Source organism: Pseudoponticoccus marisrubri (genome assembly GCF_001482405.1).
Classification (GTDB): Bacteria; Pseudomonadota; Alphaproteobacteria; order Rhodobacterales; family Rhodobacteraceae; genus Pseudoponticoccus; species Pseudoponticoccus marisrubri.
In genome coordinates this window covers 142,858-164,142 of sequence record NZ_LPXO01000004.1, presented here as the reverse complement: position 1 = coordinate 164,142, position 21,285 = coordinate 142,858, and the positions used below count along the sequence as shown (strand labels likewise).

Below are 21,285 nucleotides of genomic sequence, written 5' to 3'. Positions count from 1 at the left end.
TCGGGGGGATTCCCCGTTGAGTGAGGTTCAGTTACGCTGTGAACCTTGCGGCAACCTATCACGGAGCGGGTCGTTTTGCGCATTGTATTGGTCGAGGACAACGCGGGGCTCGCAAAGGGCATCTCGTACCGGCTCGAGGATGCCGGTCACGCGGTCGACATCCTGGATGACGGGTTGCAGGCCGATGCCCATCTGCAAAGCGATGGCGGCGACGTGGTGATCCTCGACATCAACCTGCCCGGGCTGGACGGGCTGAGCCTGTTGCGCCGGATGCGCGAGCGCGGCGACCAGCGCCCGGTGATCCTGCTGACCGCGCGCTCGGGCACCGAGGAACTGGTCCAGGGGCTGGACAGCGGCGCCGACGACTACCTTGCCAAGCCCTTCGCCATGGCCGAGCTGGAAGCGCGGGTGCGCGCACTGGCCCGGCGCAAGCCGCGCGAGATCCGCGACAGCCTGCGTCTCGGCCCGCTGGAGCTGGATCTCGGCTCGCGCCAGATCGAGATCGACGGCGATCCCCAGACTTTCCCACGGCGCGAGGTCAGCGTGCTGGAGCTGCTGCTCTCGGCCGAGGGGCGCACCGTCTCGAAGGCCGATCTGCTGGATCACACCTACGGCGTGGGCGCCGATGTCGAGGAAAGCGCCATCGAGGTGCTGATCTCGCGGCTGCGCAAGCGGCTGCGGCCGCACGGGCTGGCGATCCGCGTGCAGCGCGGGCTGGGCTACAGCCTGTCCCCGGAGGAGCCCGCGCCATGACCGCGGCCTCGCTGCGCCTGCGGCTGACGCTGATCATCCTCGTGCCTCTGCTGGTGATCGCCGTGGCCGTGGGCATCTGGCAGGCGCAGGACGCGCGCCGGCAGGCGGCGGATCTCTTCGACCGCACGCTGCTGTCCATCGCGCTGGCGATCTCGGCCGACGTCGCGCGCTCGAACGGGGACGCGCTGTCGATCGAGACGCGCGACCTGCTGGCCGATACCTCGGGCGGGCCGGTCTTCTACCATGCCTACGCGCCCGACGGGGTCTTTGTCACCGGCTATGCCACCCCGCCAGTGCCGGTGGGCACCCGACCCGATCCCGATGCCGAGATCGCCGTCTACAACGCGCTCTATTACGGGCGCGAGGTGCGGGTGCTGACCCTGCGCGACGTGACCACGATCGACCGTGTCACGGGCGAGTTCACCTACACGGTCTGGCAGGATGTCGCCCTGCGCGAGGCCTTCGTGCAGGACCTGTCGAACCGGTCGCTGGTGGTGATGGCGGCGCTGATCGGCACGGTGGCGCTGGTCGTGTGGTTCGGCGTCAATCGCGGCCTGCGCCCGCTGCTGGATCTCGAGGACGCGATCTCGGCGCGCAGTTCCACCGACCTCCGCCCGATCCGCCGCAAGGTCCCGGCCGAGACGATGGGGCTGGTCAGCCGGCTGAATTCGCTCTTCGCGCAGGTGGAACAGGCGATGGAGCGGCAGAACGAGTTCATCTCGAACGCCGCGCACCAGCTGCGCAACCCGATCGCCGGCGTGCTGGCCATGGCCGAGGCGGTGGAGGCCGCGCCCAGCCCGGCCGCCGCGCAGCGCCGCGCGGGCGAGCTGGTGGGCACCGCGCGCCACGCCGCCGACCTTGCCAACAAGCTGCTGACGCTGGAGCGGCTGCGCGCCGATCCCGACGCCCTGCCCACCGACCCTGTCGCGCTGGACGGGGTGGTGCGCGAGGTGGTGGACAGCCACGAACAGGCGGCCGCGGCGCGCGGCGTGACGCTGGGCGCCCGTCTCGACCGCATGCCGGCGGTGATCCCCGGTGACGCGGTGATGCTGCGCGAAGCGCTGGCCAACCTCGTGGACAACGCGCTGCGCCATGGCGGGCCGGAGCTTTCGCGGATTACGGTCTCGGTCAGCCGCCGCAACCGCGTGGTCGAGATCGCGGTGAGCGATGACGGCGCCGGCGTGACCCCGGAACAGGTGCCCGTCGTGCTGGCCCGTTTCGGGCAGGCCAGCCCGGGCGAAGGCAGCGGGCTGGGTCTGTCCATCGCCGAGGCGGTGGCCCGGCGCCATGGCGGCGCGCTGGACCTCGATGCCGCGGGTCCTGGTCTGACGGTCCGGCTGCGCCTGCCCGCGGCGGCTCAGCGCCCGACCGCGTAGGCCTGCATCAGCCGCGGCGTGGCCGCCGCGCGCAGCAGCCCGTCGGGACGACGGCTGGCGGCGCTCAGCCGGCCGGCCGCCCAGGGCGCGGTGACCTCGACCCGGTGCCCGCGGGCGCGCAGCCGGGCGATGGTCTCGTCGCCGATGGCCGGCTCGATCGCCAGGTGCCCCGGCCGCGTGCCACGCGGGAAGAAGCTGGCCTGTAGATGCGCGGTGTGGAACAACGGCGCGTCGATCGCCTCCTGCAGGTTGTGACCGTGATGCAGGTGGCGCAGCAGGAAGGCCAGCTGCCACTGGTCCTGCTGGTCACCGCCCGGCGTGCCGAAGGCCAGCCGCGTGCCGTCCGGCATCCGCGCCATCGAGGGCGACAGCGTGGTGCGCGGCCGCCGCCCCGGCGCAAGCGAGCTGGGCAGCCCCTCGTCCAGCCAGAACATCTGCGCCCGGCTGTTCAGCGGCACGCCAAGACCGGGGATCACCGGGTTGGATTTCAGCCACCCGCCCGAGGGCGTGGCCGAGACCGCGTTGCCCCAGCGGTCGACCACGTCGATATGCACCGTGTCGCGGTCCTGGTTGGTCAGGTGCGCCATGGTCGGCTCGCCCGTGCCGATCCCGGCATCCGGTGCGACGGTGCGCGCGGCGCGCTCCAGGAAGGCCTGCGCAAGATGCTCCAGACCCGGCAGCGCGCCCGGCCGCTGGTCGAGCGAGGCCTCTTCGCCGATCTGCGCAAGGCGCGCCTGCGCGTACTTCGACGACAGCAGCGTCTCCAGCGGGATCTCCGCGAAATCGGGATCGCCGTAATAGGCCTCGCGGTCGGCAAAGGCGAGCTTCAGCGCCTCGACCACGTGATGCACGAAGGCATCGCCATCGGGGTCCATCTCGCCCAGCGGCACGTCCTCGAGGATGCGCAGCGCCTGGATCAGCACCGGGCCCTGCGTCCAAGGCCCGCATTTGAATACCCGCGCGCCATGGGTGTCGGCAGCCAGCGCATCCTCGGTCGAGGCACGCCACGCGGCCATGTCCTGCCCGGTCAGCACGCCCTTGCGATGCCCGCCCGTAGCGTCGATCACGCAGGCCTCGCGCAGGTAATCGTCGATCGCCTCGGCCACGAACCCCTCGTAGAAGGTGCGCCGGGCGGCCTCGATCTGCGCCTCGCGACCCTCGGCCGCCTCGGCCTCGTCCACCAGCCGGGTCCAGTAGGCGGCCAGGTCGGGGTTGCGGAACAACTCGCCCGCTTGCGGCACGGACCCGCCAGGCAGCCAGACCGGCGCCGAGCTGGGCCATTCGTCGCGGAAGACCGGCGCCAGCTGGTCGATCTCGGCGGCAACGCGGGCCAGCAGCGGGTGGCCATGCGCGGCATAGTGGATCGCCGGCTCCATGACCTCGCGCAGCGACAGCCGCCCGTGATCGCGCAGCATCAGCATCAGCGCATCGAACGCCCCCGGAACCACGGTGGCCAGCAGGCCCGAGCCCGGGACGATCTCCAGCCCCTCGGCGCGGTAATGCGCGATGGTGGCGCCGGCCGGCGCGGTGCCCTGCCCGCAATAGACGGTGGGCGCCTCGGCCCCGGCCGGCCAGACCAGCGCCGGCATGTCGCCCAGCGGCCCGTTCAGATGCGGCTCCACCACGTTCAGCACGAAGGCCATGCCGACGGCCGCGTCGCTGGCGGTGCCGCCCGCTTCCAGCAGTTTCATCCCCACGGCCGAGGCGATCCAATGGGTCGAGGCCGTCATGCCGTAGGTGCCCTGCAACTCGGGTCGGGTCGTGAACGTCATCTGTCTTCCTCGTCTGTCCGTGTCTTGACGCGCAGCAGCCGCGCCGCAATGGGCGCCCCGGTGATCACCAGCAGCACGCGCGAAAGGTGATGCACGATGACATAGCCCAGATCGGCGCCGACGATAATCGCCAGCACCGTCATTTCCGCCTGCCCGCCCGGCGCGAAGGCCAGGAACCCCTCGACCGGGCCGGCCATGCCGAAGGCCACGACGACCTCGGTGAAGACGGCGGCCAGCGCGGCGAGGATCACCACGAAGACCAGACCGGCCAGTACGTCGCGGCGGATCTCGTGCAGGGTCACGCCGACATAGCCCACGCCGATGCCGATCCCGATGAAGAACTGCGCCGCAAGGATCGCCTCGGCCGGCGGGCGGAAATGGATCAGGCCCAGCTGCGCCAGCGCCCCGGTCAGGATCATCGGCCCGAGGATCGAGGCGCCGAACAGCCCGATCCGCTCGCCTCCCTTCCAGCCGATCAGCGCCGCGGCGACCATCAGCACCAGCTCGCCCGGGGGCAGCTCGGCCGCCGGGGCGCCGATCGGGTTGTCGAGCGAACTGCCGAAGCCCTGTACCAGGATCACCGGCGCCAGCGTCACGATGATCAGCACGCGCGTGGCATGGATCAGCGACAGCGCACGCACGTCGCCGCCGGCCTCCTGCCCGAAGAGGATCATGTCCTGCAGCCCGCCGGGCATGGCCGCGTACCACGAGGTGGCCCAGTCGAACCCGCAGACCCGCCGGAAATAGGGCACGCCGACCAGCCCGATCACCCCGATATAGAGCGGGATCAGCGCGACCGAGGCCGCCATCTGCGGAAGCTGGCTGACGACGTCGGGCGTGAAGGAGGCCCCCACCGCCACGCCGAGGATGGTGCGCATCCCGGTGCTGACCTGCCCCAGCCCGCGCAAGGGCGCCCCCACCAGTGCGGCGATCAGGCAGGCGGCCAGCGGGCCGAAGAGGAAGGGCAGCGGCAGCGACAGCGCCCAGAACAGCGCGGTGCCGGCCGCGGCCAGCGCAACGGTCATGGCGCGTTTCGCACCGGTCGAAAGCGGCGTCATCGCGGCCAAGGGTCCATCCTGTCGCCCTCCTCTGTCCGGGTGGATTGCATTCGAGTGTATACACGTGTATCCATAAACGAAAGAGGGAGAGGCGAAAATGACCGCCGGACAGGACAAGGGGGTCACGCGGCAGGGGCAGGATGCCCATGACCGGCTGGTCGAGGCGATCCGCGCGGGCGAGCTGAAGCCCGGCGCGCGGCTGATCGAGACCGAGCTGGCCAAGCGGCTTGGCATCTCGCGCACGCCGATCCGCGAGGCGATCCGCCAGCTGGAATCCGACGGGCTGGTCAGCCACCAGCCCCGCTCGGGCGCCACGGTGCGGCGGCTGGACTATGCCGAGATCACCGAGCTCTACGAGATGCGCTCGGTGCTGGAGGGCACGGCGGCGCGCTTTGCCGCCCGCGCGGCCTCCGAGATCGAGCTGTCGGAGCTGGCCACCATCAATGACGAGATGCGCGCCGGGCGCGACACGGCGCAGCTCTACGAGGCCAACCGCCAGTTTCACCGGGTGCTGCTGAACGCCGCGCGCAACCGCTTTCTGGTGAAATCCGTGGACAGCCTGCAGAAGACCATGCTGATCCTCGGCCCCTCGACCATGGAGGAAGGCGACCGCGCCGAGCGCGCCATGGAAGAGCACGCGGCGCTTCTGGACGCGCTGCGCGCCCGCGACGGCGACCGGGCCGAGGCCAGCATGCGCGCCCATATCGAGGCGGCGCATCGCGCGCGGCTGCGGCAATTGCGAACGGGAGATGCCACATGACACGGCTCTTGATGCTCGACGGCGACGGGATCGGCCCCGAGATCGTCGCCGCCACCCGCACCGTGCTGGAGGCAGCCGATGCGCGCCACGGCCTTGGCCTGCGTTTCGAGACCGCAGCGATCGGCTTTGCCGCGCTGGAGCGCCACGGCACCACCCTGTCCGACGCGGTTGTGGCGCAGGCCCTGGCGGCCGATGGCGTGGTGCTGGGGCCGGTCTCTCACAATGCCTACCCGCCGGTGGCCGAGGGCGGGGTGAACCCCTCGGGCGCGCTGCGCATCCGGCTGGACCTCTTCGCCAATATCCGCCCCGCCCGCACCCGTGCCGCCCTGCCCGCCCCGGCGCGCACGGATTTCGACCTGGTGATCTTCCGCGAGAACACCGAAGGCTTCTATGCCGACCGCAACATGGCCACGGGCCCGGGCGAGGTGATGCCCGACCCGGACATGGCGCTGGCCCTGCGCAAGATCACCCGCCGCGCCTCGGCCCGGATTGCCGAGGCCGCCTTTGCCGCCGCGGCCACCCGCCCGGCGGCCCATGTGACGGCGGTGCACAAGGCCAATGTGCTGCGCCTGTCCGACGGGCTGTTCCTGGAAGAGACCCGCAAGGTCGCCGCGCGCTGTCCCGGCATCACCTATGACGAGGTGCTGGTCGATGCGATGGCCGCGCATCTGGTGCGCGCGCCCGAGCGCTACGACGTCATCGTGACCACGAACATGTATGGCGACATCCTGTCCGACCTCGCCTCGGAACTGTCGGGCAGCCTCGGGGTGGCCTCCTCTTTGAACGCCGGGGAAGCCCGCGCCATGGCGCAGGCCCAGCACGGCTCGGCGCCTGACATTGCCGGGCAGGACCGGGCGAACCCGGCGGCGCTGATCGGCTCGGCGGCGATGCTGCTGGACTGGCTGGGCACGCGCTCTGGACAAGCCCGCTTTCACGAGGCCGCGCAGGAGATCGCGGCGGCGCTGGACTCGGTGCTGGCCGAACCGGAGGCGCGCACGCCCGACCTTGGCGGGCAAGGCACGACCTCGGGCTTTGCGGCGCGACTCGTGGCGCGGATGGGCGGCACATGAGCGCCCTGCACGGCCTCGCGCGCAACGGCGTGTTGCGCGCCGCGATCAACACCGGGAACCGGGCGCTGGTCCGGGTCGAGGGCGCGCAGCTGGGCGGCGTCAGCCCGGCGCTGGCGGCGCGGCTGGCCGAGCGGATCGGCGCGCGGCTGGAGCCGGTGGTCTATCCCGGCGCGGGCCGCGTCTTCGACGATGCGCTGCAGGACCGGTGGGACGTGGCCTTCCTCGCCATCGACCCGCTGCGAGCCGCGCGTGTCAGCTTCACCCGCCCCTACCACGTGATCGAGGCAACCTGCGCGGTGCGCGCCGACGCACCGATCCGCGACGTCGACGAGATCGACCGGCCCGGGCTGCGCGTGCTGACCTCGATCGGCTCGGCCTATGACATGTACCTGACCGCCAACCTGCGCGACGCGACGCTGGACCGTTTCGGCACCCCGCCCGAGAGCTTCGCCGCCTTCCGCGACGGGCGGGCAGATGTCGTGGCTGGCGTGCGCGCCTCGCTGGACCGTTTCTTCGCAGAGGGTCCCGAGATCCGCATCCTGCCCGGCGTGCTGACCCGGGTGGAGCAGGCCATGGTCCTGCCCGGCCCGGACAATCCGGCTATCACCGCGCTGGACGCCTTCGTGGCCGAGGCCTTGCAGGACGGCTTTGTCTCGCGCGCCTTAAGCGGCTGAGCCGGCGCTCAGCCTTTTCGTCCGAAGGCCTGCAGGATCGCCTCGGCAAACCAGTCATGGTCAGGCAAATCCGCGCCCTCGGGCGGGGTCACGCCGGTCGCGGCCAGCCGCGCCTGCCACTCCGAGGTGGCCCGCGCCATGGCATCGGGCAGGCCGAGGTCGCGCAGCATCCGAGCGACCTCGTCCATCTCGGCGGCCCGCCGGGCGCCGTGGCGCAGGCTGCGTTCGAAATTGTAGGCGGCGCGGGCGGGCACGTCGATGGGCGGCGAGGCGGCGGCCAGCGAGGGAAACACCTCGTCCGCCACCCCCGCGGCCTGCGCGGCCAGCGTGCATTCCGCGGTCAGCGCCTCCAGCCCCTTGACCATGATCGAACGCACCATCTTGATCGAGGACGCACGCCCGACCGCGTCGCCCACCACGCGCAGCGCCATGGGCAAACCGTCCAGCACCGGCGCCATGGCCCGCGCCTCGGGCCCCGAGACGAGGCAGGGCACCATGTTCAGCCGGGGATGCACCGGCGCCATGACCGCCACGTCGAGATACCGCCCGCCGGCTCGGGTGATGAGCCCCGCCGCATGCACCTTGGAGGCCGGCGCGCAGCTGTTCAGGTCGCACCATTGCGCGCCCTCCGGCAGGTGCGGGGCACAGGCCTCGGCCGCGGCGATGGCCTGATCGGCGGTGACGGTCGAGAAGACCAGCTCGGCCCCTGCCAGCGCCTCGGCCGGGCTGGCGCAGGCGGTCACGCCCAGCGACGCGGCCCGATCCGTGATTTCCTCCGCCGTGGCCGGATCGGCCGTCTTGCGGTCGAACGCCGTGATCTGCCCGGCGCGCTCCGGCCCCCAGCCGGTGATGAAGGCGCTGGCCGCCTCGCCCAGCCCGATGAACGCGATCCGCATGTCCCTGTCCCCCTGTCTCACCGCGGCGGCGCGGGAAAGACCACGCCGTCCATCAGCTTGCGCGCCGTGCGCAGCACCTCCGCAAGCCGGACCTCGCCGTCCTCCACGTGGCCCAGCACCGTCATTTCCCCGGTCGGATGCTCGATCGGCAGCGCCTTGACCGGCCCCTCGGGGATCGCGGCCATGTCGTGGCCAACGGCGCCCGGTGTCAGGCAGGCCGTGGCCACGCTGACCGCGCCCAGCACGCCGATCGCCTTGTGGCAGCGATGCGGGATGAAGGTCCGGGTTGCGATCGCCCCGCCCGCGCGGGGCGGGCTGACCAGCGTCATCTTGGGCACCGAGGCATCCGTGACATCGCCCAGGGCCATCATCGGTCCAGCGGCACGGCGGATCGCCTCGAGCCGGGCGCGCAGCTTGGCATCACCCTCCAGCACCTCCGGCGCCTCGTCGCCGCGCAGCCCGAGATCCGCGGCACGCAGCAGGACGCAGGGCATGCCGTTGTCGATCAGCGTGACCTCCACCCCCTCGATCCGGTCGATGACATGGCCCGTGGGGAAGAGCGCGCCGCAGCTGGCGCCCGCCGTGTCGCGAAAGGCGATTGGCACCGGCGCGGCCTGGCCCGGCACGCCGTCGATCCGGGCCGTGCCATCATAGCTGACCCGTCCGCCCGGGGTCTGCACGCGCGCCACGGCGGTCTGGCCGCTGTTTTCCATGTGGATGGTCACGGGCGTCTCGCCGTCCCGCGCCACGACCAGCCCGCGCTCGATCCCGAAGGGTGCGACGCCGGCAAGAATGTTGCCGCAGTTCTGCGCGTCCGAGACCACGGCCCGGTCGACGAAGACCTGGAGGAAGAGATAGTCCAGATCGACCCCCTCCCGCGCAGAGGGGCGCACCACCGCCACCTTGGAGCTCAGCGGATCGGCGCCGCCCATGCCGTCGATCTGGCGCGGATCGGGCGAGCCCATGATCCCCAGCAGCAGCGCGTCGCGCGCCGCCGGGTCGGCCGGCAGGTCACCGGCCAGGAAATAGCCCCCCTTGGAGGTGCCGCCGCGCATCCACATGCAGCGGACCCCGTCACTCATAGCGCAGGCCCTTCTCGGCCAGCCTTCCGCGCATGTCATAGAGTTCGAGCCCCAGCTCGCCCGCCTCCAGTCGGGCGCGCTTGGCGGCCTCGGCGTCCAGCCGCGCCTCGGCGGCCTCGGCCACCGTAGCGGCCTGCGCGTGCGGGACCACGCAGACCCCGTCATCATCGGCCACGATCACGTCACCGGGATGCACAAGCGCCCCCGCGCAGACCACCGGCACGTTGACCGAGCCCGGCGTCTCCTTGACCGTGCCCTGCGCCGAGATCGCGGTGGACCAGACGGCAAAACCCATAGCGCGCAACTCGCGGGTGTCACGCACGCCCGCGTCGATCACCAGCCCCCGGCAGCCCCGCGCCATGGCCGAGCTGGCCAGCAGGTCGCCGAAATAGCCCATGTCGCAGGGCGCGGTGGGCGCGAGGACAAGGATGTCGCCGTCGCGCAGCTGCTCGATCGCCACATGCACCATCCAGTTGTCGCCGGGCGGTGCGCTGATCGTCACGGCGGTGCCGGCCAGGCCGAAATCCTGCTGGATCGGGCGCATGCGCGCCGACATCAGCCCGGTGCGGCCCTGCGCCTCGTGCACGGTGGCCACGCCCGCGGCGCCCAGCCGGGCGACCAGATCGGGTGCGGCGCGGTCGGGGGTCTGCACGACAACGGCCATGGGATCTCCTTTCGTGACGAGGTCAGAGCGCGTCCACGGTGCGCGGAAAGACAGACTGGAACGCCTCGGCATAGCGGCAGTCGCGCCCGCCCGCCTGCCCGCCGGAATTGCGCTTGAAATGGTTGGCGCGCTGCTCGGCCACGCGGGTGTAGTAGTCCCACAGGTGGACCTGCCCCTGCATCGCCTCCATCGCGGCGCGCTTGCGCTCCCAGACCGGGGTGATGTCGAGGAACGTGTCGGGCTTCCAGCCCATCTGCTCGGTCTGGTGCGGCTCGAACAGGTAGAGCTGCGGCGCGCCCAGCACCTGCTGGCCGGGCTCGTGCCCCCAGGCCTGCGCGATCATGCGGCATTCCAGCGCCACCTGCGTGGTGTACATGTGGTCGGTGTTGTAGGGATCGTATTGCGAATGGCTGAGCATGAAGGCGGGCTGCACCTCGCGGATCAGCGCGACGAGGCGGTCCTTGTCGGCGCGGGTCAGCTCCAGCGGGTAGTCGCCAAGGTCGAAACAGTCCAGCCGATGCACACCCAGCGCCGCGGCGGCCGCCTCGGCCTCGGCCCGGCGGATCGCCTTGACCTCGTCCAGGGTCCTGCCCTCCTTCCACAGCCGGGCGCTTTCGCCACGCTCGCCGAAGGACAGGCAGACCACGGTGACATCCATGCCCTTCTCGGCATGCAGCGCGATGGCCCCGCCGCAGCGCCAGACGAAATCGGCCGCATGGGCGCTGATCACCAGCGCGCTTTTCCTGCTCTCCATCGGGGTCGTCCTCCCATCCTGCCCTTGGCGGCAGTATCGACCGGGCGCGCGGGAATGGCCAGAGGGGCGCTCAGCCCTCGCGCAGCAGGCGGGCCAGCACGTCGGAGCGATGGACCAGCCCCACGACCTGCCCCGCGGACAGGACCGGGAAGACCCGGTGCGGGTGCGCCTGGAACATCTCGGCCACGTGCATCAGGTCCTCGTCGGCCGCGACCGAGACGACCTCGGGCGACATGAAATCGGCCACCTGGCCCGTCCATTCCTGATAATAGCCGGCATGCAGCACAGGGCGGAAGCAGTCCTTCTGCGTCAGCAGGCCGACCATCGCACCGCCCGCGTCGCGCACCACGGCGACCGGGCTGTCCGCCGCGACCAGCTGGGCCACGGCGCGGCGGATCGGGTCACCGGGCATCACGAAGGGCACGTCACGGCGCATGATGGACTGGATGGGGATCGCGCTCATGACCCCGGCTCCGCATCGCCCGCATGGCGCAGCGGGCAATCGGCGCAGCGCGCCCCGGCATGGCGCGCGGCCGCCCCGCAGGAGGTGCGCGGCGCATCGCGCCCCAGCGCAAGCCCGAGGCCCAGCCCAGCGGCGCCCAGCGCGAAGATCCCGATGGCAAAGAGCATCTCGATCACAGAAGTACCTCCTTCATGGCGCCGGTGGCGACCGGTGCGCGCGCCGGATCGGCCGGCACAAAGAGCGCGGCCAGCCCAAGCGACCGGGCCAGCGCCGTGCCGCGATCGGCCCCCGCGGCAAAGAGCGCCGTGGCCCAGCCATCCGCCACCATCGCGTCCGGTCCGGTGACGGTGACGCCGTGCAGCGCGCTGCGGGCCGGCTGCCCGGCGGCGGGGTCGATGATGTGGCTGTAGAGCACACCGTTCAGCACATAGCCCTGCGCCGCCTGCCCCGAGGTGGCGACGGCCCGGCCCGGGGGCAGGCGTAGTGCCATGCGCGCGGCACCGGCCGGGGTGTCGACCGCGACGCGCCAGTCGCGCCCGGACGGGTGATGGCCCAGCGTCTTCAGCTCGCCCCCCAGATCGAAGAGCGCCGAGGTCACGCCCGCCGCCGCGGCCAATTCCACCGCGCGGTCCAGCGCGTGGCCCTTGGCGATGCCGCAGAGATCCAGCGTGCCCGCGCCCTCTCCCTTGGCCAGCCCGCCCGGCGCCACGTGCAGCGCGCGCCAGTCGCCTGCCCCCGCACCCGGGATCGGCCCGAAGCCCCAGCGCGCCACGAGCGGGCCAACCGTGGGGTCGAAAGCGCCGTCGCTGGCCCGCGCGATCTGCAGCGCGGCCTCCGTGACCGCGCGCAGCCCCGGCCCCGTGGCATGTGTGCCGACCGGTGCGGCGTTGAAGCGCGACAGGGTGCTGTCGGCCCGCCAGGGCGACATCTCGGCATCGATCGCGTCGAACAGCGCCGTGATCCCGGGCCGCAACCGGGCCAGCCCGGCGCCCCGCGGCGCGACGATCTGCCAGGAGGTGCCGAAGGCCCGGCCGGAAAGATGCTCCAGCCCCTCGGCCAGCGCGGCCTTCGGGCACAGCGCGGCAGCGCCAGCAAGGCCCAGCGCGCGGCGTCGGGAGAGGGAGAGAGGAAGGTCACGCATGGCTCAGGTCCCGAAATCGTCGTAGAAGATGGAGCTGGGCTCGACCCCCAGCCGGTCGAGCGTCGAGAGCACCGCCGAGATCATCACCGGCGGCCCGCAGAGGTAGTACTCGCACTCCTCCGGCGCGGGGTGGCCGGCCATCTCGGCGCGCAGCGTCTGGTGGATGAAGCCCGTCGCCCCGCGCCACTGGTCGCCCGGCGCCGGGTCCGACAGGGCCGGGGTGAAGGTGAAATTCCCATGCTGCCGGGCCAGCGCCTCGAACTCCTCGACATAGAACAGGTCGGCGCCGCTGCGCGCGCCATAGAAATAGCGGATGCGCCTCCCGGTCCCGCGGTCCAGCTGCTGGTGGATCATCGCGCGCAGCGGCGCCATGCCGACCCCGCCGCCGACAAAGACCATCTCGCGCTCGGTGGGCTGGACGTGGAACTCTCCGAACGGGCCGGACACGGTGACCGGATCGCCCGGCTGCAGCGAGAAGAGCCACGAGGACACCACGCCCGGCGGCAGCTCGTGCTCATGCCCCGCGGGCGGCACGGCGAGACGGATGTTGAACACTGCGCGCCCCGTATCCTGCGGCCGTGTGGCCAGCGAATAGGCCCGGGTGACCGAGGTCTCGGACTGCGCGCGCAGCGTGCGCCAGCCATTGGCGTGCCATGTCTCGCGGAAGGCCTCGGGCAGGTCCAGCGCGGCGAAATCCAGCGTGAAAGGCGGCGCGGTGATCTGCATGAAGTCGCCGGCATGGAAGGTCGCGGGCCGCTCGGGCGGCAGGTCCAGCACAATCTCGCGGATCAGCGGCGCCAGCATCCGGGTCGCGGCGACGGTGGCGACATACCCCCCGCCCGCGCTGAGGATGTCATCGGGCACCTCGACCGCGCAATCGCCGCGCAGCGTGGTCTGGCAGGCCAGCCGCACGTGGTCACGGCGTTCGCGCGGTGACAGCACGCCGCGCTCGGTCGCCTGGGGGGCACCTGCCCCCTCGCCCGTGGCGGTAACGCGGCAGAGCCCGCAGGTGCCCGATCCGCCGCAGGCCGCCGGGATCGCCACGCCCGCCCCGTGCAGCACGCCTAAGAGCTTGTCACCGCGCTTGGCCGCCACGGGCATGGCGCGGTTGACCGTCACCATGATGCCGCCCTGCGGGATCAACCCGCGCCGCGCCAGCAGCAACAGCACGGTCAGCCCGACCACCAGCGCCGCGATGATGGCGCATCCGACCAGCACCTCGGTCATTGGCCCGCCGCCATCTGGCCGAAGGCGGCAAAGCCCAGCGACATCAGCCCGGCCAGCACGAAGGCGATGCCGAGGCCCCGCAACCCGTCGGGCAGGTCGGCATAGGCCAGCCGCGCCCGGATCGCGCTGAGCATGACGACCGCGACGGCAAAGCCCGCCCCGCTGCCCAGCCCGAACACCGCCGATTGCGCCAGCGTATAGTCACGTTCGACCATGAAGAGGCTGCCGGCGAGGATCGCGCATTGCACCGTCAGCAGCGGCAGGAAGACCCCGAAAGCCGCGTGGATCGCCGGGAAGAAGCGGTCGAGCACCATCTCCAGCAGCTGCACCGTGGCCGCGATCACCCCGATGAAGGCGATGAGCGCGAGGTAGGACAGGTCGAGATCCGGCAGCCCGGCCCAGGCCCAGGCGCCGGGGGCCAGCAGCCCGTCATGGATCAGCTGGTTCAGCGGCACGGTCACGCCCAGCACGCCGGTCATCGCGATGCCGAGACCCAGCGCGCTCTCGGTGCGGCGCGACAGGGCAAGAAAGGTGCACAGGCCGAGGAACAGCGCCAGCGGCATGTTGTCGACGAAGGCGGCCGACAGGAAGAGGGACCACAGATCGCTCATTCCGCGGGCTCGTTGCGCAGGGGCGGCGTGTGCTCGGGCGCCTCGGCCTGCGCGGGCCAGAGGCTGCGCACCGCCCAGACCAGCCCGCCCAGCAGGAAGAAGGCCGAGGGCGCCAGCAGCATCAGGCTGAGCGGCGTGAACCAGCCGCCTGCCTCGGCCAGCGGCAGCACCTGGATGCCGAACAGCTCGCCCTTGCCAAAGAGCTCGCGCAGCCCGCCGATCACGATCAGCACCAGCGAATAGCCCAGCCCGTTGCCGAAGGCGTCGACCATCGCCGCGGGCGGGGCATTGTGGCGGGCATAGGCCTCGGTCCGGCCCAGCACGAGGCAGTTGGTAGTGATCAGCCCGACATAGACCGACAGGGCGCGGCTGATCTCGGCCAGGTAGGCCTGCAGGATCTCGTCGATGACGATGACCAGCGAGGCGACAATAACGATCTGCACGATCAGCCGGATGCTGTCGGGGATGTGGCGCCGGATCGCGCTGATGATGCCGGCGGCCAGCGTCAGCACCACGGTCAGCGAGACCGACATGGTCAGCGCCGTGGCCAGCGAGGTGGTCACCGCCAAGGCCGAGCAGATGCCGAGGATCTGCAGCGTCACCGGGTTCTGCCGGATCAGCGGGTCGGTCAGGATGGCGCGGTAATCGGTGGCCATGGCTCAGAACTCCCCGCGCTGCACCGCGCGCAGGAACGGCCCGTAGCCCTCGGGGCCCAGCCAGAACCGCACCATCCGTGTGACGCCGCCCCCGGTGCGCGTGGCGCCGGTGATGCCGTCGACCTCGTAGGGCGTGGTGGCCGCGCCATGCGCCACCTGGAAGCGGATCTCGCCGGTCTCGTCGCGGATCTCGGTGCCCGCGAAATCCAGCTGCCAGGCGCGCTCGTCGATGCGCCCGCCCAGGCCCGGCGTCTCCGAATGGCTGGTGACGGCGATGCCCGCCACGGTGTTCATGTCGCCCGACAGCGCAAGGATCGCGTCGATGCGCCCGCCATAACCCGTGCCGGTCACCGGCAGCAGCGCCAGCGACACTGCGTCGCCCTCGCGCAGCAGGAAGATCTGCGCAAGGTCGGGTCGCCGGCCCAGCCCGGCCGGGTCGGCCCCGGGGTCCAGCGCGGTCCAATTCGCGGGATCGTCCAGCGCGGTGGACAGCGTGGCGGGGCTGACATCCTCAGCCGCGCGCCCGGTGTCGAGGTCGATCACCACGGTGCTGAGCGCCCCGCCCGAGGCCTCGAGCAGCGGCGCCATGCCGGGAATGCCGCGCACCAGCGCCTCGATCCTGGCCTGTTCCTCTTGCGCGCGGTTGGCGGCCTGGATCGGGCGTAGGACGACCGTCGCGCCGCTGACCATCACCGCGCAGAGCGCCGAGACGAGGAAGGCCATGCCGATCGTCTTGGTGCGGCTGTCATTGGGCAGCGCGAGGAAGCGCCGCCAGGGGTTCCACTCAGAGCCGGCCATGGCGTCTCCTGCGTCGGGCAAACCAGATTGTCAGGGCGGTCTCGTCCAGCAGCGGCGCGGCCAGCGCCGCCAGCAGCGCGGCGGCCACGGCCATCTGCACCGGCGCGGCGCCCGCCCAGCCGGTGGCGAAAAGCGCCATCAGGCCCGCGTAGAGCGCGCCGTTCAGCCAGCGCCCCAGCGTGGTGGCGGCACTGGTCACCGGGTCGGCCACCAGCAGCACCAGCACGATGCCCGCGGCCGGCAGCACATCGGGGTCGAGCAGCCCGGCCCAGGCCAGCCCGCCCCCGGCCAGCGCGGCCGAGACCAGCAGCGCGCCCGGCAGCGTGCCACTGGCCAGGCCGATCAGCGCGGCGGGGATCGCGGCCCAGGCCACCGGGTCGACGAAATCCGGCCAGGGCGCACCGGGAAAGCCGAAGCCCAGGAAGGACAGCGTGACCGTGGCCGGGTTGACCACGTTGCGCCCCCAGCCGCCGAAGACCAGCTCGCCCATGACGGTGCCGAAGCTGATCCCCAGCACCATCTGCACCACGCTCAGCCCCTCGGGTGCCAGCATGGCCACGGCCAGCGCGGTGACCAGCGCCGCGGCCGAGGGCGGCTGCGCCCGGGCCAGCATGAAGACGAGGTTCCAGCCCGCGATGACCAGCACGGCCAGCGCCAGGCGCAGCGCCGCAGCGCCGCCGCCATGGCCCAGCCAGAATACCGCCAGCGGCAGGTAGGCGGCCAGCAGCATCAGAGCCACGGTCTCGCGCGTCCAGAGCCCCCGGATCATGCCGCGAACTCGGTGCGGATGCGGTCCAGCATGACGCGCAGCATGCCCTGCAGGTCGGCCTCGCCGCCCAGCACGTAATCGGCCAGCGCCACGTCCTCTTCCAGAAGCGACAGGGCGCCCAGCTTCATCGCCATCTCGTCATCGCCGGCACTCAGCGCGCGCACGAAGGCGGCGGCGGGGATCTGCGCGCCAAAGGCCTGGTCCAGCGCGGCGGTGGGGATGACCGGGCGCGGCCGGGCCGAGCGGGTCAGCGCGCGGATCAGCCAATGCGGCGGGGCGGCCGCCTCGGGCCGCGACAAGGCGCTGACCTGCCGGTCGCGCGGGGCCAGCCACTCGGCCGGGTGCCCGCCCAGCGGATCGCCCGACAAAAGGACATGCGCGCCCGGGTGCAGATCGTGGAAACTCAGCCCCCGCAGCGAGGCGCCCGGCTGCGTGCGCACCAGCCGCGGCGCGCGCAGGGCGGGACCGGCAACGCTGACCAGCCGGTTCATCGGCAGGGTGCCGGTCTCGAGCAGTCGTCCCAGCGCGGCCACGTCCTCGGCATGCAGGTCCCAGACCGGGGCGTCCAGGCCGGCGGGCCACGCCTCGTGCAGCCGGATCCCGGCCGCGCCCTGCGGATGGCGCGGCCCGACGGGCACGGGCTGCACGCGCACGCCCATGGCCGGGATCGCGTCCTCGCGGCCGGCAGCGTGGCAGACCAGCACGGGCCCCTCGGTCAGCCGTTTCAGCGCCCGCAGCCCGCGTTCGAAGGACTCCTCGCGCCCGGCGATGGCGACCAGCGGATCCGGTGCCGCGGGGCGGGTGTCGACCGCCATCACGAGGATCGCCGCCGGCACCTCGTCCACCGCGGGCATGCCGCCGAAGGGCCGCCGGCGCAGCCAGGGCCAGAGCCCGGCCCGCTGCATCAGCGCGCGCAGCCCGGCCGGTCTGCTGGAGCCCGAGACGTCGTGGCGCTGCACGCCACCGCCCTCGTCGTGGAACAGAACGATCTCCGTCAGCTTGCGCCCGGGCTGCAGGGTGATCCGGGCCACCCGGGCCGGCATGGGCGCGACAAGGCAGATGTCGGGTGCGTCGCGCAGGCAGGCGACCGGGGCGCCACGGGGCACGCAGGCGTCTTCCTCGACCAGCGGGGTCACGCGCAACGTCACATGTGCAGGCGGCCGCAGCCCGGCCTCGGCGGTCACGACCTCCTCGATCGCGCTGTCATCGGGTGGTGTGGGCGAAAACCCCGGGCTCAGACCGGCGCGGACCGCGAGACTGATCATGCCTTCCCCGTTACGCTACAATCACATTTGTGGACCACGGCTCCGGCCCGAAATTACGTGCAATCTTAGCATGTATATGCTTTCTTGAAAGCGTCCATTTCGCATTTTCATCAGGGGTGGGAACATGCGCAAACAATCTGCATTTTCTTTGATCACGATTACCGCCGCCGCGTGTCTCGTGCTGCTCACGGGCAGCGAACCGGCCCGGGCGCAGGACAGCGTCGACGCGCCGGAGGACGGGACCGAGATTCCCTTTGCCCTGCCGCAGGCCGGGCCCTTCACGCCGGCCGAGATCTCGATCGACAACAACAAGGCGATCAGCGACTGGTTCCGCTCGGCCCATGCCGATGCGGCGGCCGAGGCGTTCCGCCACTGGGACGAGGATGAAGAGATCCGCCCCGCCTGCGCCACCTGCCATTCCGGCGAGGGCTTCCGCGATTTCCACGGGCTGGACGGCACGCAGGCCGGCATGGTCGACGGCCCGATCGAGCCGGGCGGCGTGGTGGATTGCGGCACCTGCCACCATTCGGGGCTGGCCGAGATCGAGACCGTGACCTTTCCCAGCGGGCTCAACCATCCGGTCACCGGGGTCGAGGCCTCGTGCATGACCTGCCACCAGGGCCGCACGGCCGGCACCGACGTGATGGCGGCCATCGCGGACAAGCCGCTGGACACGACCGACCCGTCGCTGCGCTTCATCAACCCGCACTACGCCACCGCCGCGGCGACCTGGCTGGGCGGCTATGGCGGGGCCGGCTACCAGTACGAGGGGCAGGATTATTCAGGCCGGTTCTTCCACGCGCGACCGGTCTCGACCTGCAATTCCTGCCACGAGCCGCACACGCTGGAAGTGGCCTTCGAGCCCTGCCTGACCTGTCACCAGGCCGACAGCCCCGAGGCGATCCGCATCGCCCGGCAAAGCTATGACGGCAGCGGCAACACCTCGGTCGGCATCCGCTCGGACATCGCGGCCAACGCGGCGCGGCTGATGGACCTGATCGAGGCCTATACCGCCGAGGTGGCCGGCGTGCCGGTGGTCTATGATGGCGGGCGCTATCCGTATTTCTTCACCGACGCCAATGGCGACGGCCGGGCCGACATGACCGACGGCAAGCCGGTGGCCTATGACGCCTGGACCCCGCGCAGCCTGCGCACGGCCTATAACTGGAAGCTGGTGACCGCCGATCCGGGCAACTTCGCGCATAACCCGCCCTATGCGCTGGAGCTGCTCTATGATTCCATCGAGGATCTGAACACCGCGATGGGGGGCGAGGCGCTGGACATCCTGCGCTGAGCCATCCCCCCGGCCCGCCCCCGCCGGGGCGGGCGATCCGTGCCAAGGCTTGACATTGCCGCACCGAACATGCATCTGTCCCGCAGCGCTGCGCTGCCGCGTGAGCATGCCGTGCCCGGTCCGGGCCATCAGCGCACACCGATCTCAGTTCCCCATCACGCAGGGTTCCTGACGCGACGGCCGGATGGCGCGGGACACGCCCGCCCGTCCAGAGGCCGCGCGGACCCTCACCCGCTGCCCGCCGGGCGGCAAGCACGCGGCCGCGTCCGAAGCTCCGGCGCGCCCCGCAAAGGATAGAATTTGTTCGACTTCGATATGCTCGGCCTGTCGCCAAGCCTGAATACCGCGCTGCAGAACGCAAACTTCACACAGCCCACGCCGATCCAGAACCAGGCCGTTCCGCTGGCCTTGGCGGGCCACGACATCATGGGCCTGGCCCAGACCGGCACCGGCAAGACGCTGGCCTTCGGCCTGCCGCTGATCGACCACCTGCTGGCCGAGCCGGGCAAGCCTGCCCCCAAGACCGCCAAGGCGCTGGTGCTGGCGCCCACGCGCGAGCTGGTCAACCAGATCGCCGAGAGCCTGCGCCCGCTGGTCGCCGGCTCCAAGCTGCGCATCGCCACCGTGGTGGGCGGGCAGTCCATCGGCCGCCAGATCAACCTGCTGGCCCGGGGCACCGACATCCTTGTCGCCACGCCGGGGCGGCTGATCGACCTGATGGATCGTCGCGCCGTCGATTTGGGCGAGGTGCGTCACCTCGTGCTGGACGAGGCCGACCAGATGCTGGACATGGGCTTCATCCACGCGCTGCGGAAGATCGCGCCCCGTCTGGGCACGCCGCGCCAGACCATGCTGTTCTCGGCCACCATGCCCAAGCAGATGGAAGAGCTGTCGCGCGCCTATCTGAAGGATCCCAAGCGCGTGCAGGTCGCCCCGCCGGGCAAGGCGGCCGACAAGATCACGCAATCGGTGCATTTCCTGCCCAAGGCCGAGAAGCCCGGCAAGCTGCGCGAGATTCTCGACCGCGATCCCGGCGCGCTAACGCTGGTCTTTTCGCGCACCAAGCACGGGGCCGAGAAGCTGATGAAGGGTCTGGTGGCAGATGGCTACAATGCCGCCTCGATCCACGGCAACAAGAGCCAGGGCCAGCGTGACCGCGCCATCAAGGGCTTCCGTGCGGGCGACATCTCGGTGCTGGTGGCGACGGATGTGGCGGCGCGCGGGATCGACATTCCCGGCGTGGCCTATGTCATCAACTATGACCTGCCCGACACGCCCGACAATTACGTGCACCGGATCGGCCGGACCGCGCGCGCCGGGCGCGAGGGCGAGGCGATCGCCTTCTGCGCCCCGGACGAGGGCGATCTGCTGCGCCAGATCCAGAAGGTCATGAAGACTGAGGTGCCGGTGGCCAGCGGCACCTTCCCCGAGGGCGAGGCCGGGGCCGGCACCGGGCGCCGCCCGGGCGGCCAGCGCCGCGGCAATCGCGGCCAGGGCAAGCCGGCATCGGCCGCCCCCTCGAAGGGCCGTCGCCCGCGCCGCCGCCGCGCGGCCTGAGACAGGACCGGACCGGCGACGCGCCGGTCCGCCAGCTCCGGCGGGCTAGAGCCCCCGGAGCCCGTTCAGCGTCAGGTCGGTGACCAGCCGCGCGTAGTCCTCGCGCGCTTGGGTCCCGGCCCCGCCATTCCACATGTAGTACCAGTTCAGCATGCCGAAGACCGACATGGTCGTGGCGCGCAGCCGGGCCGCGTCCTGCGCGAAGACCTCGGGCGCGACGGCGGCGAGGATGTCGCTCATCCGGGTGACCATGTCCCGCTGGTAGCCACGCAGCACGCGCTGCTGGTCCTCGGGCAGGGCCGACATGGCGCCGATCTGGACCTTGTGCTCGTTATCGGCGCCCTGGTAGGCCAGCAGGATCCGCGCCACGGCCTGGTGCAGCCGCGTCTCGGGCGGCAGGTCCGGGTCGTCCTTGCCGCAGATCTCGTCGCGCAAATCCTGCAGGTAGCCGTCCAGCAGGTCGTAGAGGATCGCGTCCTTGCTGCCGTAATAGTGATAGATATTGGCCTTCGAGATCCCGACTTCCCGCGCGACCTGGTTCATCGACGCGCGGTCGAACCCCTGCTCGGCAAAGATCTTTGCCGCGCAGGAGACGATCTGACCGCGCTTGGCGTCATGGTCCTTTGCGATGGTCCGGGCCAAGCG

The 21,285-nt window shown here is 71.5% G+C and carries 23 protein-coding genes; 7 read left to right on the top strand and 16 right to left on the bottom strand.

Annotated features, from left to right (window positions below; genetic code table 11):
• Positions 1-75 precede the first annotated feature (75 nt).
• Together AVJ23_RS08800 and AVJ23_RS08795 are read left to right on the top strand one after the other, a co-directional pair.
• Complete coding sequence (locus AVJ23_RS08800; RefSeq protein WP_058861806.1) at positions 76-753, top strand: response regulator transcription factor; 678 nt, start codon at positions 76-78, stop codon at positions 751-753.
• The gene (locus AVJ23_RS08795; RefSeq protein ID WP_058861805.1) at positions 750-2,129 is read left to right on the top strand and encodes a sensor histidine kinase; all 1,380 of its coding nucleotides are present in this window, start codon (positions 750-752) and stop codon (positions 2,127-2,129) included. The genes AVJ23_RS08800 and AVJ23_RS08795 overlap by 4 nt, the downstream gene beginning before the upstream one ends.
• On the opposite strand, the gene AVJ23_RS08790 is transcribed toward AVJ23_RS08795, so the two are convergent.
• Together AVJ23_RS08790 and AVJ23_RS08785 are read right to left on the bottom strand one after the other, a co-directional pair.
• Positions 2,111-3,901: a gamma-glutamyltransferase family protein gene (locus AVJ23_RS08790; RefSeq protein WP_058861804.1), complete on the bottom strand. Its 1,791-nt coding sequence runs from the start codon at positions 3,899-3,901 to the stop codon at positions 2,111-2,113. The genes AVJ23_RS08795 and AVJ23_RS08790 overlap by 19 nt on opposite strands.
• The gene (locus AVJ23_RS08785; protein WP_058861980.1) at positions 3,898-4,959 is read right to left on the bottom strand and encodes an AbrB family transcriptional regulator; all 1,062 of its coding nucleotides are present in this window, start codon (positions 4,957-4,959) and stop codon (positions 3,898-3,900) included. The genes AVJ23_RS08790 and AVJ23_RS08785 overlap by 4 nt, the downstream gene beginning before the upstream one ends.
• 97 nt (positions 4,960-5,056) lie before the next feature.
• Here AVJ23_RS08785 and AVJ23_RS08780 point away from each other — a divergent pair, with 97 nt between their 5' ends.
• The 3 genes from AVJ23_RS08780 to AVJ23_RS08770 are packed head-to-tail and all read left to right on the top strand — an operon-like array spanning position 5,057 to position 7,463.
• Positions 5,057-5,719 (top strand): GntR family transcriptional regulator, encoded by a 663-nt coding sequence (locus tag AVJ23_RS08780; RefSeq protein ID WP_058861803.1) that lies wholly within the window; start codon positions 5,057-5,059, stop codon positions 5,717-5,719.
• Positions 5,716-6,789, top strand: coding sequence for an isocitrate/isopropylmalate dehydrogenase family protein (locus tag AVJ23_RS08775; RefSeq protein ID WP_058861802.1), 1,074 nt, complete (start codon positions 5,716-5,718; stop codon positions 6,787-6,789). The genes AVJ23_RS08780 and AVJ23_RS08775 overlap by 4 nt, the downstream gene beginning before the upstream one ends.
• A complete protein-coding gene (locus AVJ23_RS08770) occupies positions 6,786-7,463 on the top strand; it encodes a transporter substrate-binding domain-containing protein (RefSeq protein WP_084794398.1) in 678 nt (225 codons plus the stop codon). The genes AVJ23_RS08775 and AVJ23_RS08770 overlap by 4 nt, the downstream gene beginning before the upstream one ends.
• An 8-nt stretch (positions 7,464-7,471) precedes the next feature.
• Here AVJ23_RS08770 and AVJ23_RS08765 read toward each other — a convergent pair whose 3' ends face one another.
• The 13 genes from AVJ23_RS08765 to AVJ23_RS08705 all read right to left on the bottom strand — a co-directional run bounded on the left by AVJ23_RS08765 (position 7,472) and on the right by AVJ23_RS08705 (position 17,789).
• Positions 7,472-8,359 carry a DUF1932 domain-containing protein gene (locus AVJ23_RS08765; protein ID WP_058861801.1) on the bottom strand — a complete coding sequence of 296 codons (888 nt, stop codon included), beginning with the start codon at positions 8,357-8,359 and terminating at the stop codon, positions 7,472-7,474.
• Positions 8,360-8,376: 17 nt separating this feature from the next.
• Positions 8,377-9,441 carry a 4-oxalomesaconate tautomerase gene (locus tag AVJ23_RS08760; RefSeq protein ID WP_058861800.1) on the bottom strand — a complete coding sequence of 355 codons (1,065 nt, stop codon included), beginning with the start codon at positions 9,439-9,441 and terminating at the stop codon, positions 8,377-8,379.
• Positions 9,434-10,105, bottom strand: coding sequence for a 4-carboxy-4-hydroxy-2-oxoadipate aldolase/oxaloacetate decarboxylase (locus tag AVJ23_RS08755; RefSeq protein WP_058861799.1), 672 nt, complete (start codon positions 10,103-10,105; stop codon positions 9,434-9,436). Before AVJ23_RS08755 ends, AVJ23_RS08760 begins: the two co-directional genes overlap by 8 nt.
• Before the next feature lie 22 nt (positions 10,106-10,127).
• Positions 10,128-10,859: a PIG-L deacetylase family protein gene (locus AVJ23_RS08750; protein ID WP_058861798.1), complete on the bottom strand. Its 732-nt coding sequence runs from the start codon at positions 10,857-10,859 to the stop codon at positions 10,128-10,130.
• Positions 10,860-10,929: 70 nt separating this feature from the next.
• Entirely contained in the window at positions 10,930-11,322 is a 393-nt protein-coding gene (locus tag AVJ23_RS08745) for a CBS domain-containing protein (RefSeq protein WP_058861797.1), read from the bottom strand.
• Entirely contained in the window at positions 11,319-11,498 is a 180-nt protein-coding gene (locus AVJ23_RS08740; protein ID WP_058861796.1) for a hypothetical protein, read from the bottom strand. Before AVJ23_RS08740 ends, AVJ23_RS08745 begins: the two co-directional genes overlap by 4 nt.
• Positions 11,495-12,463 (bottom strand): FAD:protein FMN transferase, encoded by a 969-nt coding sequence (locus AVJ23_RS08735; RefSeq protein WP_058861795.1) that lies wholly within the window; start codon positions 12,461-12,463, stop codon positions 11,495-11,497. The genes AVJ23_RS08740 and AVJ23_RS08735 overlap by 4 nt, the downstream gene beginning before the upstream one ends.
• Positions 12,464-12,466: 3 nt before the next feature.
• On the bottom strand, positions 12,467-13,690 hold the full coding sequence (nqrF, locus tag AVJ23_RS08730) for an NADH:ubiquinone reductase (Na(+)-transporting) subunit F (RefSeq protein ID WP_058861794.1): 1,224 nt from the start codon (positions 13,688-13,690) through the stop codon (positions 12,467-12,469).
• Positions 13,687-14,301, bottom strand: coding sequence for an NADH:ubiquinone reductase (Na(+)-transporting) subunit E (nqrE, locus tag AVJ23_RS08725; protein ID WP_058861793.1), 615 nt, complete (start codon positions 14,299-14,301; stop codon positions 13,687-13,689). The genes nqrF and nqrE overlap by 4 nt, the downstream gene beginning before the upstream one ends.
• Complete coding sequence (locus tag AVJ23_RS08720; protein ID WP_058861792.1) at positions 14,298-14,957, bottom strand: NADH:ubiquinone reductase (Na(+)-transporting) subunit D; 660 nt, start codon at positions 14,955-14,957, stop codon at positions 14,298-14,300. Before AVJ23_RS08720 ends, nqrE begins: the two co-directional genes overlap by 4 nt.
• 3 nt (positions 14,958-14,960) lie before the next feature.
• Positions 14,961-15,755 carry an FMN-binding protein gene (locus tag AVJ23_RS08715; RefSeq protein WP_058861791.1) on the bottom strand — a complete coding sequence of 265 codons (795 nt, stop codon included), beginning with the start codon at positions 15,753-15,755 and terminating at the stop codon, positions 14,961-14,963.
• The gene (locus tag AVJ23_RS08710) at positions 15,742-16,524 is read right to left on the bottom strand and encodes an RnfABCDGE type electron transport complex subunit D (protein WP_058861790.1); all 783 of its coding nucleotides are present in this window, start codon (positions 16,522-16,524) and stop codon (positions 15,742-15,744) included. Before AVJ23_RS08710 ends, AVJ23_RS08715 begins: the two co-directional genes overlap by 14 nt.
• Positions 16,521-17,789, bottom strand: a complete 1,269-nt coding sequence (locus AVJ23_RS08705; protein WP_058861789.1) for a Na(+)-translocating NADH-quinone reductase subunit A — start codon at positions 17,787-17,789, stop codon at positions 16,521-16,523. The genes AVJ23_RS08710 and AVJ23_RS08705 overlap by 4 nt, the downstream gene beginning before the upstream one ends.
• 178 nt (positions 17,790-17,967) lie before the next feature.
• Here AVJ23_RS08705 and AVJ23_RS08700 point away from each other — a divergent pair, with 178 nt between their 5' ends.
• Both AVJ23_RS08700 and AVJ23_RS08695 read left to right on the top strand, forming a co-directional pair.
• The gene (locus tag AVJ23_RS08700) at positions 17,968-19,083 is read left to right on the top strand and encodes a cytochrome c3 family protein (RefSeq protein ID WP_099045490.1); all 1,116 of its coding nucleotides are present in this window, start codon (positions 17,968-17,970) and stop codon (positions 19,081-19,083) included.
• A 300-nt stretch (positions 19,084-19,383) separates the two neighbouring features.
• On the top strand, positions 19,384-20,640 hold the full coding sequence (locus AVJ23_RS08695; RefSeq protein ID WP_058861787.1) for a DEAD/DEAH box helicase: 1,257 nt from the start codon (positions 19,384-19,386) through the stop codon (positions 20,638-20,640).
• Between the two features lie 45 nt (positions 20,641-20,685).
• Here the strand turns inward: AVJ23_RS08695 and AVJ23_RS08690 are convergent, their stop codons facing one another.
• Complete coding sequence (locus AVJ23_RS08690; protein ID WP_058861786.1) at positions 20,686-21,282, bottom strand: TetR/AcrR family transcriptional regulator; 597 nt, start codon at positions 21,280-21,282, stop codon at positions 20,686-20,688.
• Positions 21,283-21,285: the final 3 nt, after the last annotated feature.

Excerpts from the sequence above, each read along its gene's own strand:
- AVJ23_RS08770 (WP_084794398.1), top strand. The coding sequence starts at position 6,786 with ATGAGCGCCCTGCACGGCCTCGCGCGCAACGGCGTGTTGCGCGCCGCG.
- AVJ23_RS08785 (WP_058861980.1), bottom strand. The coding sequence starts at position 4,959 with ATGACGCCGCTTTCGACCGGTGCGAAACGCGCCATGACCGTTGCGCTG.
- AVJ23_RS08780 (WP_058861803.1), top strand. The coding sequence starts at position 5,057 with ATGACCGCCGGACAGGACAAGGGGGTCACGCGGCAGGGGCAGGATGCC.
- AVJ23_RS08775 (WP_058861802.1), top strand. The coding sequence starts at position 5,716 with ATGACACGGCTCTTGATGCTCGACGGCGACGGGATCGGCCCCGAGATC.
- AVJ23_RS08765 (WP_058861801.1), bottom strand. The coding sequence starts at position 8,359 with ATGCGGATCGCGTTCATCGGGCTGGGCGAGGCGGCCAGCGCCTTCATC.
- AVJ23_RS08760 (WP_058861800.1), bottom strand. The coding sequence starts at position 9,441 with ATGAGTGACGGGGTCCGCTGCATGTGGATGCGCGGCGGCACCTCCAAG.
- AVJ23_RS08710 (WP_058861790.1), bottom strand. The coding sequence starts at position 16,524 with ATGATCCGGGGGCTCTGGACGCGCGAGACCGTGGCTCTGATGCTGCTG.
- AVJ23_RS08755 (WP_058861799.1), bottom strand. The coding sequence starts at position 10,105 with ATGGCCGTTGTCGTGCAGACCCCCGACCGCGCCGCACCCGATCTGGTC.
- AVJ23_RS08705 (WP_058861789.1), bottom strand. The coding sequence starts at position 17,789 with ATGATCAGTCTCGCGGTCCGCGCCGGTCTGAGCCCGGGGTTTTCGCCC.
- AVJ23_RS08745 (WP_058861797.1), bottom strand. The coding sequence starts at position 11,322 with ATGAGCGCGATCCCCATCCAGTCCATCATGCGCCGTGACGTGCCCTTC.
- AVJ23_RS08795 (WP_058861805.1), top strand. The coding sequence starts at position 750 with ATGACCGCGGCCTCGCTGCGCCTGCGGCTGACGCTGATCATCCTCGTG.
- AVJ23_RS08715 (WP_058861791.1), bottom strand. The coding sequence starts at position 15,755 with ATGGCCGGCTCTGAGTGGAACCCCTGGCGGCGCTTCCTCGCGCTGCCC.
- nqrE (WP_058861793.1), bottom strand. The coding sequence starts at position 14,301 with ATGAGCGATCTGTGGTCCCTCTTCCTGTCGGCCGCCTTCGTCGACAAC.
- AVJ23_RS08750 (WP_058861798.1), bottom strand. The coding sequence starts at position 10,859 with ATGGAGAGCAGGAAAAGCGCGCTGGTGATCAGCGCCCATGCGGCCGAT.
- nqrF (WP_058861794.1), bottom strand. The coding sequence starts at position 13,690 with ATGACCGAGGTGCTGGTCGGATGCGCCATCATCGCGGCGCTGGTGGTC.
- AVJ23_RS08790 (WP_058861804.1), bottom strand. The coding sequence starts at position 3,901 with ATGACGTTCACGACCCGACCCGAGTTGCAGGGCACCTACGGCATGACG.
- AVJ23_RS08735 (WP_058861795.1), bottom strand. The coding sequence starts at position 12,463 with ATGCGTGACCTTCCTCTCTCCCTCTCCCGACGCCGCGCGCTGGGCCTT.
- AVJ23_RS08720 (WP_058861792.1), bottom strand. The coding sequence starts at position 14,957 with ATGGCCACCGATTACCGCGCCATCCTGACCGACCCGCTGATCCGGCAG.